Source organism: Pseudomonas sp. GW822-FHT02E03, assembly GCF_058802325.1.
Map to the genome: position 1 here is coordinate 170,878 of NZ_JBXAOA010000002.1, position 12,912 is coordinate 183,789.

A 12,912-nucleotide genomic window follows, 5' to 3' on the forward strand; every position below is an offset into this window, starting at 1 on the left:
TCCGATCAGTCGGCCAGTGCAGCCTTCTGCAGTTCGAAAATCTCGATCATGCCTTTCTTCGCCAGCGCCAGCATCGCGTTCAACTCTTCCGGCTGGAACGGCGCGCCTTCGGCAGTGCCCTGTACTTCGATGAAGCCGCCAGTGCTGGTCATCACCACGTTGAGGTCAGTCTCGGCAGCCGAATCTTCCAGGTAGTCGAGGTCAAGCACAGGCTCGCCCTGGTACATGCCCACCGAAACGGCAGCGATCATTTGCTTGAGCGGGTCGCCACCTTTGAGGCCGCCACGCTTCTTGATCACTTTCAAGGCGTCGATCAATGCAACCATCGCACCGGTAATGGACGCGGTGCGGGTGCCACCGTCAGCCTGGATCACGTCGCAGTCGACGTACAGGGTGACGTCGCCCAGCTTGGTCATGTCCAGCGCAGCGCGCAGGGAACGGCCGATCAAACGCTGGATTTCCAGAGTACGACCGCCTTGCTTGCCGCGGCTCGCTTCACGCTGGTTACGCTCGCCGGTGGCGCGGGGCAACATGCCGTATTCGGCGGTCAACCAACCCTGGCCCTGACCTTTGAGGAAACGCGGCACGCCGTTCTCGACGCTGACGGTGCAGATGACTTTGGTATCACCGAACTCGACCAGTACAGATCCCTCGGCGTGTTTGGTGTAGTTGCGGGTAATGCGGATCGAGCGGAGCTGATCGGCAGCGCGACCACTTGGACGTTTCATAGGGATTACCTGTACGGAGGACGGAAAACTGCCGAGCATTATAGAGCCGTGGGCCGCCAGTGGGCACTTCTAAAAAAATCGCCCGACGATTGAAGCCTCTGAATAGAGCTTAGCCGACGGCGTGCAGCTCTTTGTCACAGCGTGTGTTTGGGCGCATCCGCCCCACTGCGCTACAATCCTGCGCCTTTGCTGCCTGTCGGCTTTAATTCACAGATAGCGGGTCCGCCAAACCATGGGTTACGCGCCGACCTGCATTGCGAGGTACCTCCATGGTGCACAGCATGACCGCCTTCGCCCGCGTCGAGAAAGCCGGTGTCCAGGGCACCCTGAGCTGGGAATTGCGCTCGGTCAACAGCCGCTACCTGGAACCCCACCTGCGTTTGCCGGAGTCTTTCCGCGACCTCGAAGGCGCGGTCCGCGAAGCCCTGCGCCAGGGACTGTCCCGGGGCAAGCTCGAATGCACCCTGCGCTTTACCGAAGAAAGCACCGGCAAACCGCTGCAAGTGGACCGTGAGCGCGCTGCTCAACTGGTCGCTGCCGCCGAAACAGTCGCCAGTCTGATCAAGAACCCCGCCGCACTGAACCCGCTGGAAGTCCTGGCCTGGCCCGGCGTACTGGTGGCTGATGCCGCCGACCCGCAAGCGCTGAATGCCGAAGCCCTAACGCTGTTCCATCAGGGCCTGAAAGAACTCAAGGCCGGTCGCGAGCGCGAAGGCACTGAGCTCGCGCGATTGATCGACGAGCGCCTGACCTCCATTGAAGGGGATGTGGTGATCCTGCGTGAGCTGGTCCCGCAGATGCTGGCCACCCAACGCCAGAAAGTTCTCGACCGCTTCACCGACATGAAGGCCGACCTCGACCCGCAGCGACTGGAACAGGAAATGGTCATGCTCGCGCAAAAGAGCGACGTCGCCGAAGAACTGGATCGCCTGAGCACTCACATCATCGAAGTTCGCCGGGTGCTCAAGTCCGGCGGCGCTGCCGGTCGGCGCCTGGACTTCCTGATGCAGGAACTCAACCGCGAAGCCAACACACTGGGCTCCAAAGCCTTCGACCAGCGCAGCACCCAAGCGGCGGTCAACCTCAAAGTGTTGATCGAGCAGATGCGCGAACAAGTGCAGAATATTGAGTAAGGCAAACCCGACATGACCCACAGTACCGGCACCCTGTACATCATTTCCGCCCCTTCGGGCGCGGGCAAGAGCAGCCTGGTCAAGGCCCTGACCGACGCCGACCAGGAGATCCGTGTCTCGGTCTCCCACACCACCCGCGCCATGCGCCCCGGTGAAGTGAACGGTGTGAACTATCACTTCGTCGAACGCAGCGAGTTCGTGAAGATGATCGAGCACGGGGATTTCCTCGAGCGCGCCGAAGTGTTCGGCAATCTCTATGGCACCTCACAAAGCCACCTGCAGCAAACCCTGGATGAAGGCCACGACCTGATTCTGGAAATCGACTGGCAGGGCGCAGAACAAGTGCGCAAGTTGATGCCCCAAGCACGCTCGATCTTCATTCTGCCGCCGTCCCTGGAAGCCTTGCGTCAACGCCTGAACAATCGCGGCCAGGACAGCAACGAGGTCATCGAAGGCCGGATGCGTGAAGCCGTCAGCGAAATGAGCCACTACGTCGACTACGACTACCTGATCATCAACGACGATTTCGCCCACGCGCTGCGGGATTTGCAGGCGATTTTCCGCGCCAATCAGCTGCATCAAAAGCGTCAGCAGCAGCGTCACGGTAAATTATTGGCTGAACTGCTCGACTAAACAGCCCTTTCCAAAAGCGCTGCAAGGGCTTTACATTGGCACTTATAGCGCATTGAAGGGCTTGATCAAAAAATCAGCGCTTCCCTAATCGCTGGTGATTTTTTAAACTGTTGAGTCCGCTCGCCCAACCGGGCAGCGCGCATATTGCATTCGCTCCGAGGAATACCATGGCCCGCGTAACCGTTGAAGACTGCCTAGAACACGTGGAAAACCGCTTTGAGCTGGTCATGCTCTCTACCAAGCGTGCCCGTCAACTGGCCACCGGCGGCAAAGAGCCCCTGGTTCAGTGGGAAAACGACAAGCCTACTGTTGTAGCGCTGCGTGAAATCGCTGAAGGCCTGATGAGCTACGAGTTCATCGCCAACGCTGAAATCGTCGAAGACGAACCGCTGTTCGCAGCGTTCGAGGACGAGTCCAACGAGGCAGTATAAGGCCATGCCTGGTCGACGTAGCACGGCGCGGGGTCACAACGAACGGCAGGAATTATCATGCCGAGCATAGACGCCCTCGCCGATCGCTTATCGACCTACCTCGGCAAGGACCAGGTCAACCTGGTCCGCCGAGCGTACTTCTACGCCGAACAAGCCCACGACGGTCAACGCCGCCGCAGCGGTGAGGCGTACGTCACGCACCCACTCGCGGTTGCGAATATTCTTGCCGACATGCACATGGACCATCAAAGCCTGATGGCGGCCATGCTGCATGACGTGATCGAAGACACCGGTATTGCCAAGGAAGCGCTGCAAGCGCAGTTCGGCGAAACCGTGGCCGAACTGGTCGACGGGGTCAGCAAACTGACCCAGATGAACTTCGAGACCAAAGCCGAAGCCCAGGCCGAAAACTTCCAGAAAATGGCCATGGCCATGGCGCGCGATATTCGCGTGATCCTGGTCAAGCTGGCCGACCGCCTGCACAACATGCGCACCCTGGAAGTATTGTCCGGTGAAAAACGCCGGCGGATCGCCAAGGAAACCCTGGAAATCTATGCGCCCATCGCCAACCGGCTGGGCATGCACGCCATTCGCATAGAGTTCGAAGACCTCGGCTTCAAGGCCATGCACCCGATGCGCTCCGCGCGGATCAACCAGGCGGTCAAACGCGCCCGGGGCAACCGCAAGGAAATCGTCAACAAGATCGAAGAGTCCCTCAGCCACTGCCTGGCCATCGACGGCATTCAGGGCGAGGTCAGCGGTCGTCAGAAACACCTCTACGGCATCTACAAGAAAATGCGCGGCAAGCGTCGGGCCTTCAACGAGATCATGGACGTCTACGCGTTCCGGATCATCGTCGACAAGGTCGATACCTGCTACCGCGTGCTAGGCGCTGTACATAATTTGTACAAACCGTTGCCGGGTCGCTTCAAGGATTACATCGCGATCCCCAAGGCCAACGGCTACCAGTCGCTGCACACCACGCTGTTCGGCATGCACGGTGTACCGATCGAAATCCAGATCCGCACCCGTGAAATGGAAGAAATGGCCAACAACGGCATTGCCGCCCATTGGCTGTACAAATCCAGCGGCGACGAGCAACCCAAAGGCACTCACGCCCGCGCCCGTCAGTGGGTCAAAGGCGTGCTGGAAATGCAGCAACGGGCCGGCAACTCGCTGGAATTCATCGAGAGCGTGAAGATCGACCTGTTCCCGGACGAGGTCTACGTGTTCACGCCTAAAGGCCGGATCATGGAGCTGCCCAAAGGCTCCACGGCGGTCGACTTCGCTTACGCGGTGCACACCGACGTGGGCAACAGCTGCATTGCCTGTCGGATCAATCGTCGTCTCGCGCCGCTGTCCGAACCGCTGCAAAGCGGCTCCACGGTCGAGATCGTCAGCGCCCCCGGCGCGCGGCCGAACCCGGCCTGGCTCAACTTCGTGGTCACCGGCAAGGCGCGGACACACATCCGCCATGCGCTGAAACTGCAACGCCGTTCCGAGTCCATCAGCCTCGGCGAACGCCTGCTGAACAAGGTGCTCAACGGCTTCGACAGCTCCCTGGAAAAAGTCCCGGCCGAGCGCGTGCAGTTGATGCTCCACGAATACCGCCTCGAACTGATCGAAGACCTGCTCGAAGACATCGGCCTGGGCAATCGCATGGCTTACGTGGTCGCCCGTCGCCTGCTCGGCGAAGGCGAACAGCTGCCAAGCCCGGAAGGCCCGCTGGCGATTCGTGGCACCGAAGGCCTGGTACTCAGTTACGCCAAGTGCTGCACGCCGATCCCGGGAGACCCGATTGTCGGCCATCTGTCCGCGGGCAAAGGCATGGTGGTGCACCTGGACAACTGCCGCAACATCAGCGAAATCCGTCACAACCCGGAAAAATGCATCCAGCTCTCGTGGGCCAAGGATGTCACCGGCGAATTCAATGTCGAGCTGCGCGTCGAACTGGAACACCAGCGCGGCCTGATCGCCCTGCTGGCCAGCAGCGTCAACGCGGCCGACGGCAATATCGAAAAAATCAGCATGGACGAACGCGACGGTCGTATCAGCGTGGTCCAACTGGTGGTCAGTGTGCACGACCGCGTACACCTGGCCCGCGTGATCAAGAAACTGCGCGCCCTGACCGGGGTCATCCGCATCACCCGCATGCGCGCGTAGCCCACCCTTCACAAGGAGTCATACATGACCAAGACCGTTATCAACAGCGACAAGGCCCCGGCCGCCATCGGTACTTATTCCCAGGCGATCAAGGCTGGCAACACCGTTTACATGTCGGGCCAGATTCCTCTGGACCCAAAAACCATGGAACTGGTTGAAGGCTTCGAAGCCCAGACCGTCCAGGTGTTCGAGAACCTCAAAGCGGTGGCTGAAGCCGCTGGCGGTTCGTTCAAGGACATCGTCAAACTGAACATCTTCCTCACCGACCTGAGCCACTTCGCCAAGGTCAACGAGATCATGGGCAAGTACTTTGACCAGCCTTACCCTGCCCGCGCCGCCATCGGCGTAGCAGCCCTGCCGAAGGGTTCGCAGGTTGAGATGGATGCCATTCTGGTCATCGAGTAATGTGTCCGGCGCAGCCCTCTAAAGGCTGCGCCGATCTTGCTTTGAAAGGATTCCACCATGCGCCAAGCGCTAGCTCTCTCGCTGGTCGCCCTACTCTTGGGCGGTTGTGCCAGCAACCCTGCCGACCGCGACATCAGCGGCACCTGGATCAATCAAGTGGCGATCGATGCGGCAGCCAAAGGCGGCCCCCTGCGCGAAGCGCTCCAGGCCTATGGCCCGAACCTGGAATGGGACGTCAACACCAAGGCCGGTCAGGCCCGCTACACCAACGGTTTTGAAAATGTCGACGGCAAGCTGCTGGGCGAAGAGTCCGGCGCCTGGAAAGTCGACTTTTATGGCAGCTCGGGTAGTGAGCTGAAGCGTGACGGCAAGCAACTGAGCCAGGTCGCCAGCGACAATGAGCCGGAGCAAGTATTCGACCGTGCGCAGGTTACGGTGCCGGACGGCGCACCGATGGGTGCCAGTTTCGAACGCGCACTGTATTCAGCCTACATGGGCGGCAGCTGGAAAATCGTCAGCGGCCCCGGTGAAGGCAATACCGTGCAATTCCAGGCTGACGGCCAGGTTGCCGGCCTGCCGGGGGCGGATCGCTATGCCCTGTGCCTGGCCGGTGATTGCGCGTCGATGAGCGGCGGCAATGACAACATGTGGCTGCAGGCGAATGGTCAGGGCAACACCTGGATCTTTGCGCGCAAGGGCAAGGAACTGGAAATCCTCCAGGCAGTGAACACCGCACAGGCGGATGAAATGCCGCAGTTCACCCCGGGTGATCGCAAGTGGTTGCTGGAAAAACAGTAACCCGGCCCTGAGGCCAACGCAGAATCCATGTGGGAGCGGGCTTGCTCGCGAAAGCGGTGTAACAACCAACGATGATGTTGAATGTTACGACCCCTTCGCGAGCAAGCCCGCTCCCACATTTGGTTCGTGGTGACTGGAAGTCAGCAGCGGCCTTCGAGAGTCGCGGCATACCCTTCGCGGAAACTCGGATACTTCGGCTCCCAGCCCAACGCCTTCGCCCGGGCATTGCTGCAGCGCTTGCTGCCGGCACGACGCACACTGGCGTCTTCAGCCCATTCAGTCACGCCCAGGTACTCCCGCAACCAGCCCACTACCTCGGCCAACGGCGCGGGCGCATCGTCGACGCCGATATAGCAATCATCCAGCGCCACCCCGCGTCGATCCGCCTCAAGCAGAAACGCCAGCAACCCCGCCGCATCGTCGACGTGAATGCGGTTGGCGTACAACGGTGGATCGATCGCCACGCGATAGCCGCGGCGGACCTGGGTCAGCAGCCTCTCTCGACCCGGACCATAAATACCGGTCAGGCGCACGAGACTGGCCGGGATGCCGCTATCGAGCGCCACCTGCTCGGCTTCGAGCATCAAACGACCCGAATAACCGCCCGCCACCGTCGGCGATGCTTCATCGACCCACTCGCCATCCTGCTGGCCGTAAACGCTGCTGCTGGAAACGAACAGCAGTCGATTGGGTACTTGCCCATAGTCGTTCAGCCATTCCAGCACGTGCTGCAAACCCTGCACATAAGCGGCGCGGTAACCCGCCTCATCGTGATCGGTAGCCGCCGCGCAATACACCAGGTAATCCACCGCACCGATTGGCCAGGTCGCCGGGCAGTCTTTATTGAACAAGTCGCCGGCAACGCCGATCACGCCCTGTGGCAGGCGTGAGACATCACGTCGCAAGCCATGAACCTCCCACCCACAAGCCAGCAATTGCGTGGCCAGACGACTGCCGACATCACCGCAACCGGCGATCAAAACAGAAGGCGCGGACATTAGAAAACTCCTATCGGAAAGCTACAGACTAGCGTCGGCAAAGGACACGCGGCTAGCAATGAAGGAAAAAAAGATACTCTATTACTTTTGTTAACAAGAATTACTTGCAATAATGCCTGCCACTTTTGTTCTCGGCCTCACGAGGCCTGGAAGAACATTTACCGTTTTTTCCTTTCAGGTCCGGCCAGCATGACACCCAATCAATTCCCCGCTTCGCCAACCAAACGACCTCGCGCCTGGAGCGCGGTGGCCGCCCTGCTGCTCAGCCTGATGCTGGCGCCGACCGCCGCCTTCGCCGATGCACAAGCGCCGGCCACACAGCCTGCAGCTCAAACACCTGCCGTGGCGCCTGTCGCGACGGATCTGGCCGTGGACTCTGCTGACGCGCCGCAAGTACTAGAAGCCGACAACTCCCTGGGCATGGCCCATGACCTGTCGCCATGGGGCATGTACCAGAACGCCGACATCATCGTGAAAATCGTGATGATTGGCCTGGCTATCGCCTCGATCATCACCTGGACCATCTGGATCGCCAAGGGCTTCGAGCTGATCGGCGCCAAACGTCGTCTACGCGTAGAAATCGCTCACCTGAAAAAAGCCGCCACCCTTAAAGAAGCCAGCGCGACAGCGGCCAAGGAAGGCACCCTTGCCAACCTGCTGGTCCACGACGCGCTGGAAGAAATGCGCCTGTCGGCCAACAGCCGCGAGAAGGAAGGCATCAAGGAACGTGTGAGCTTCCGCCTGGAGCGCCTCGTCGCTGCATGCGGTCGCAACATGAGCAGCGGCACCGGCGTACTCGCCACCATCGGTTCCACCGCGCCGTTCGTCGGCCTGTTCGGTACCGTGTGGGGCATCATGAACAGCTTCATCGGCATCGCCAAAACCCAGACCACCAACCTCGCTGTCGTAGCTCCCGGCATCGCCGAAGCTCTGCTGGCAACCGCGCTGGGCCTGGTTGCAGCGATTCCTGCGGTGGTCATATACAACGTCTTCGCCCGTTCCATTGCCGGTTACAAGGCACAAGTGTCCGACGCCTCGGCAGAAGTCCTGCTGCTGGTCAGCCGTGATCTCGACCACCTGCCGACCGAGCAGCGCAGCTCGCAACCGCACATGGTGAAAGTGGGGTAATCGGCCATGGGCCTGCATTTGAAAGAAGGCGCAGACGACGATCTGGCCGAGAACCACGAAATCAACGTCACGCCGTTCATCGACGTGATGCTGGTGCTGTTGATCATCTTCATGGTGGCGGCGCCGCTGGCCACCGTGGACATCAAGGTCGACCTGCCCGCCTCTACCGCCAAACCGGCGCCGCGACCAGAGAAACCGGTGTTTCTCAGCGTGAAGGCTGACCAGCGCCTGTTTCTCGGCGAAGACGAAGTGAAGACCGAAGCCCTCGGTGCCACGCTCGACGCCAAGACCCAGGGCAAGAAAGACACGACGATCTTCTTCCAGGCCGATAAAGGCGTGGACTACGGCGACCTGATGAGCGTGATGGACGCCCTGCGCGCCGCCGGCTACCTGAAGGTCGGCCTGGTCGGACTCGAGACGGCAGCCAAGAAATGATCAACACGCGCCAAAAGCTGACGCGTTACAGCGGGAGCCTGGCCGTGGTGCTGGGCGTTCATGCGCTGGCCATTGCGCTGGCGCTGAACTGGACGTCGCGCCCGCCGATCGAGCTGCCGCCGCAAGCGATGATGGTCGAGCTGGCGCCGGTTCCGGCCCCGCCACCGCCCGCACCGCCAAAGGTGATTACGCCGCCACAGCCACCGGCCCCGGTGGAAGAACTGCCGCTGCCCAAACTTGCTGAAGCGCCGAAGGCCGAGATCGCCGTACCGAAACCGGTCAAACCCAAGCCCAAGCCTCAACCGCCCAAGCCTGTGGAGAAAAAGCCGGAGCCGCCAAAGGAGAAACCCTCCGAGGAAAAACCGAGCGACGCGCAACCGACCCAGGCACCGACGGAGAAATCCGCTCAGCCGGCACCCGGCCCATCGCCGGCGCAGCAAGCGGCCAAGGCCAGTTGGCAAGGCACCCTGCTCGCGCACTTGGCCAAGTACAAAAAGTACCCGGCCAGTGCACAGCAGCGGGGCAAGGAAGGCTTGAACCGTCTGCGCTTCGTGGTGGATGCCGAAGGGAACGTGTTGTCGTTCGAACTGGTGGGTCGCTCCGGCAACGCCGATCTGGACCGGGCCACCCTGGAAATGATCCGCCGCGCCCAACCGCTGCCCAAGCCACCGGCCGACATGCTGAACAACGGCTCCATCGAAATCGTTGCGCCGTTCGTTTACTCGCTGGAACGCCGCCGCTAAACACAATACAAAAACCTGTGGGAGCGGGCTTGCCCGCGATAGCGATATAACAGTCAACAAAGATGTTGGATATGATGGCCCCATCGCGGGCAAGCCCGCTCCCACAGGTTATGCAACAACCATAAAGGCACCGAAAGGTGCCTTTTGCATATCTGGCAACGGCAAACCTGCATTGCCCAGTGTCACTCAACACACTCAGTCTGATAACGTGCGTCTATCGATTGCAGCCGGTATGCTTGGCCCGCAACTTCATGGACGCTTGCTATGACTCTGACAGAATTACGCTACATCGTTACCCTCGCCCAAGAGCAGCACTTCGGCCACGCCGCCGAGCGTTGCCACGTCAGCCAGCCGACCCTGTCGGTGGGCGTGAAAAAGCTTGAAGACGAACTCGGTGTGCTGATTTTCGAGCGCAGCAAGAGCGCCGTGCGCCTGACTCCGGTCGGCGAAGGCATTGTCGCCCAGGCACAGAAAGTCCTGGAACAAGCCCAAGGCATCCGCGAACTGGCCCAGGCCGGCAAGAACCAGTTGACCGCCCCGCTGAAAGTCGGCGCGATCTACACCGTCGGCCCGTACCTGTTTCCGCATCTGATTCCACAACTGCATCGGGTCGCCCCGCAGATGCCGTTGTACATCGAAGAAAACTTCACCCACGTGCTGCGCGACAAACTGCGCAACGGCGAGCTCGACGCGATCATCATCGCCCTGCCGTTCAACGAAGCCGACGTGCTGACCTTGCAGCTCTACGACGAGCCGTTCTACGTCTTGATGCCGGCCCAGCACCCGTGGACCCAAAAAGAATCCATCGACGCCGCCCTGCTCAACGACAAGAGCCTGCTGCTGCTCGGCGAAGGCCACTGCTTCCGCGATCAAGTGCTGGAAGCCTGCCCGACCCTGACCAAAGGCAACGACGGCGCCAAGCACACCACGGTGGAATCCAGCTCGCTGGAAACCATCCGCCACATGGTCGCATCGGGCCTGGGCATTTCGATCCTGCCGCTATCGGCGGTGGACAGCCACCACTACGCCCCAGGCGTGATCGAAGTGCGCCCACTGAGCGCGCCCGTGCCGTTTCGCACCGTGGCCATCGCCTGGCGCGCGAGCTTTCCGCGGCCGAAGGCGATTGAAATCCTCGCCGACTCCATTCGCCTGTGCTCGGTGGCCAAGCCGCCAGCGCCGGTGGTGGCCGGTTAAGTCGCTGCCATGACCGAGTTGTCGCAAGTGTCGGTGACGGCACTCAAGGGTGTCGGCGAAGCCATGGCCGAGAAACTGGCCAAGGTCGGCCTGGAGAACCTCCAGGACGTGCTGTTCCATTTGCCGCTGCGCTATCAGGACCGCACCCGTGTGGTCCCGATCGGCCATTTGCGACCTGGGCAAGACGCCGTGATCGAAGGCACCGTCAGCGGCGCCGACGTGGTCATGGGCCGGCGCCGCAGCCTTGTGGTGCGTCTGCAGGACGGCACCGGCGGGCTCAGCCTGCGCTTCTACCATTTCAGCAACGCCCAGAAAGAAGGCCTCAAACGCGGCACACGCATTCGCTGCTACGGCGAAGCGCGGCCCGGTGCGTCGGGGCTGGAGATCTACCACCCGGAATACCGCGCCATCACCGGCGACGAGCCGCCGCCGGTGGATGAAACCCTGACCCCGGTCTACCCGCTCACCGAAGGCCTGACCCAACAGCGTTTGCGCCAGTTGTGCATGCAAACCCTGACCCTGCTCGGCCCCAGCAGCCTGCCCGACTGGCTGCCGACCGAACTGGCCCGGGACTATCAACTGGCGCCGTTGGCCGATGCGATCCGCTACTTGCATCACCCGCCCGCCGATGCCGATGTCGACGAACTCGCCCTCGGTCATCACTGGGCCCAACACCGTCTGGCCTTCGAAGAACTGCTGACCCATCAACTGTCCCAGCAGCGCCTGCGCGAGAGCATGCGTGCCCTGCGCGCGCCGTCGATGCCGAAAGCCTCAAGGCTGCCACAGCAGTATTTGGCCAACCTCGGCTTCACCCCGACCGGCGCCCAACAACGGGTCGGCAACGAAATCGCTTACGACCTCAGTCAGCACGAACCGATGCTGCGGCTGATTCAGGGCGACGTCGGCGCCGGCAAAACCGTGGTCGCTGCCCTCGCCGCACTGCAAGCGCTGGAGGCCGGGTATCAAGTCGCATTAATGGCGCCCACAGAAATTCTCGCCGAGCAGCATTTCATCACCTTCAAGCGCTGGCTCGAACCACTGGGCATCGAAGTCGCGTGGCTGGCCGGCAAGCTCAAGGGTAAAAATCGTGTAGCCGCGCTGGAGCAAATCGCCAGCGGTACGCCAATGGTGGTCGGCACCCACGCGTTGTTTCAGGAAGAGGTGCAGTTCAAGAACCTGGCGCTGGCGATCATCGACGAACAGCACCGCTTCGGCGTGCAGCAGCGCCTGGCATTGCGACAGAAAGGCGTCGGCGGGCGGATGTGTCCGCACCAGCTGATCATGACCGCCACGCCGATCCCCCGGACGCTGGCCATGAGCGCCTACGCCGACCTCGACACCTCGATCCTCGACGAGCTGCCGCCCGGCCGTACGCCCGTAAACACGGTGCTGGTCACCGACACCCGGCGCGTCGAAGTGATCGAGCGAGTGCGCAGCGCTTGTGCCGAAGGGCGTCAGGCCTATTGGGTGTGCACGCTGATCGAAGAGTCTGAAGAGCTGACCTGTCAGGCCGCCGAAACCACTTATGAAGACCTCACCGCCGCCCTCGGCGAGTTGAAAGTCGGCTTGATCCACGGTCGCATGAAGCCCGCCGAGAAAGCTGCGGTGATGGCCGAGTTCAAGGCCGGCAACCTGCAACTGCTGGTCGCCACTACCGTGATCGAAGTCGGCGTGGACGTGCCCAACGCCAGCCTGATGATCATCGAAAACCCCGAACGCCTCGGCCTCGCGCAGCTGCACCAACTGCGTGGCCGTGTCGGCCGGGGCAGCGCCGTCAGCCATTGCGTGCTGCTTTACCATCCGCCGCTGTCGCAGATCGGCCGTCAGCGCCTGGGCATCATGCGCGAAACCAACGACGGTTTTGTCATCGCCGAAAAAGACCTCGAACTGCGCGGCCCCGGCGAAATGCTCGGCACGCGCCAGACCGGTCTGCTGCAATTCAAGGTCGCCGACCTGATGCGCGACGCCGACTTGCTGCCTGCCGTGCGCGACGCCGCTCAGGCGCTGCTGGAGCGTTGGCCGGATCACGTCAGCCCGCTGCTCGACCGCTGGCTACGCCATGGGCAGCAATACGGCCAAGTGTGAGCACTGTCGCAGTTTCTGGACCCTGGCGTTAAACAAGC

The 12,912-nt window shown here is 61.5% G+C and carries 13 protein-coding genes; 11 read left to right on the plus strand and 2 right to left on the minus strand.

Features of this window, described 5'->3' with window-relative positions:
* Positions 1 to 5: 5 nt before the first annotated feature.
* The gene (rph, locus tag AC1RQB_RS02670) at positions 6 to 728 is read right to left on the minus strand and encodes a ribonuclease PH (RefSeq protein ID WP_008007612.1); all 723 of its coding nucleotides are present in this window, start codon (positions 726 to 728) and stop codon (positions 6 to 8) included.
* Positions 729 to 997: 269 nt separating this feature from the next.
* On the opposite strand from rph, the gene AC1RQB_RS02675 reads away from it, so the two are divergent.
* The 6 genes from AC1RQB_RS02675 (at position 998) to AC1RQB_RS02700 (ending at position 6,291) form a co-directional block, all read left to right on the plus strand.
* Complete coding sequence (locus tag AC1RQB_RS02675) at positions 998 to 1,861, plus strand: YicC/YloC family endoribonuclease (RefSeq protein WP_063342130.1); 864 nt, start codon at positions 998 to 1,000, stop codon at positions 1,859 to 1,861.
* A 12-nt stretch (positions 1,862 to 1,873) separates the two neighbouring features.
* A complete protein-coding gene (gene gmk / locus AC1RQB_RS02680; protein ID WP_008073412.1) occupies positions 1,874 to 2,494 on the plus strand; it encodes a guanylate kinase in 621 nt (206 codons plus the stop codon).
* A 167-nt stretch (positions 2,495 to 2,661) separates the two neighbouring features.
* Positions 2,662 to 2,925: a DNA-directed RNA polymerase subunit omega gene (gene rpoZ, locus AC1RQB_RS02685; RefSeq protein WP_003177259.1), complete on the plus strand. Its 264-nt coding sequence runs from the start codon at positions 2,662 to 2,664 to the stop codon at positions 2,923 to 2,925.
* Positions 2,926 to 2,982: 57 nt separating this feature from the next.
* Positions 2,983 to 5,088 carry a bifunctional GTP diphosphokinase/guanosine-3',5'-bis pyrophosphate 3'-pyrophosphohydrolase gene (gene spoT, locus AC1RQB_RS02690; protein ID WP_007934594.1) on the plus strand — a complete coding sequence of 702 codons (2,106 nt, stop codon included), beginning with the start codon at positions 2,983 to 2,985 and terminating at the stop codon, positions 5,086 to 5,088.
* 24 nt (positions 5,089 to 5,112) lie between these two features.
* On the plus strand, positions 5,113 to 5,493 hold the full coding sequence (locus AC1RQB_RS02695; RefSeq protein WP_003177257.1) for a RidA family protein: 381 nt from the start codon (positions 5,113 to 5,115) through the stop codon (positions 5,491 to 5,493).
* A gap of 57 nt (positions 5,494 to 5,550) precedes the next feature.
* Positions 5,551 to 6,291: a hypothetical protein gene (locus tag AC1RQB_RS02700; RefSeq protein ID WP_063342129.1), complete on the plus strand. Its 741-nt coding sequence runs from the start codon at positions 5,551 to 5,553 to the stop codon at positions 6,289 to 6,291.
* Between the two features lie 140 nt (positions 6,292 to 6,431).
* Here the strand turns inward: AC1RQB_RS02700 and AC1RQB_RS02705 are convergent, their stop codons facing one another.
* Positions 6,432 to 7,289: an SDR family oxidoreductase gene (locus tag AC1RQB_RS02705; RefSeq protein WP_063342128.1), complete on the minus strand. Its 858-nt coding sequence runs from the start codon at positions 7,287 to 7,289 to the stop codon at positions 6,432 to 6,434.
* 189 nt (positions 7,290 to 7,478) lie between these two features.
* Here AC1RQB_RS02705 and exbB point away from each other — a divergent pair, with 189 nt between their 5' ends.
* The 5 genes from exbB (at position 7,479) to recG (ending at position 12,874) form a co-directional block, all read left to right on the plus strand.
* The gene (exbB, locus tag AC1RQB_RS02710) at positions 7,479 to 8,417 is read left to right on the plus strand and encodes a tonB-system energizer ExbB (protein WP_063342127.1); all 939 of its coding nucleotides are present in this window, start codon (positions 7,479 to 7,481) and stop codon (positions 8,415 to 8,417) included.
* A 6-nt stretch (positions 8,418 to 8,423) separates the two neighbouring features.
* Positions 8,424 to 8,852, plus strand: a complete 429-nt coding sequence (gene exbD, locus AC1RQB_RS02715) for a TonB system transport protein ExbD (RefSeq protein ID WP_007934588.1) — start codon at positions 8,424 to 8,426, stop codon at positions 8,850 to 8,852.
* On the plus strand, positions 8,849 to 9,595 hold the full coding sequence (locus AC1RQB_RS02720) for an energy transducer TonB family protein (protein ID WP_008007617.1): 747 nt from the start codon (positions 8,849 to 8,851) through the stop codon (positions 9,593 to 9,595). Before exbD ends, AC1RQB_RS02720 begins: the two co-directional genes overlap by 4 nt.
* 264 nt (positions 9,596 to 9,859) lie before the next feature.
* Entirely contained in the window at positions 9,860 to 10,789 is a 930-nt protein-coding gene (locus AC1RQB_RS02725) for a hydrogen peroxide-inducible genes activator (protein ID WP_007894647.1), read from the plus strand.
* Between the two features lie 9 nt (positions 10,790 to 10,798).
* On the plus strand, positions 10,799 to 12,874 hold the full coding sequence (gene recG, locus AC1RQB_RS02730) for an ATP-dependent DNA helicase RecG (RefSeq protein WP_063342126.1): 2,076 nt from the start codon (positions 10,799 to 10,801) through the stop codon (positions 12,872 to 12,874).
* The last annotated feature ends 38 nt before the right edge of the window (positions 12,875 to 12,912 follow it).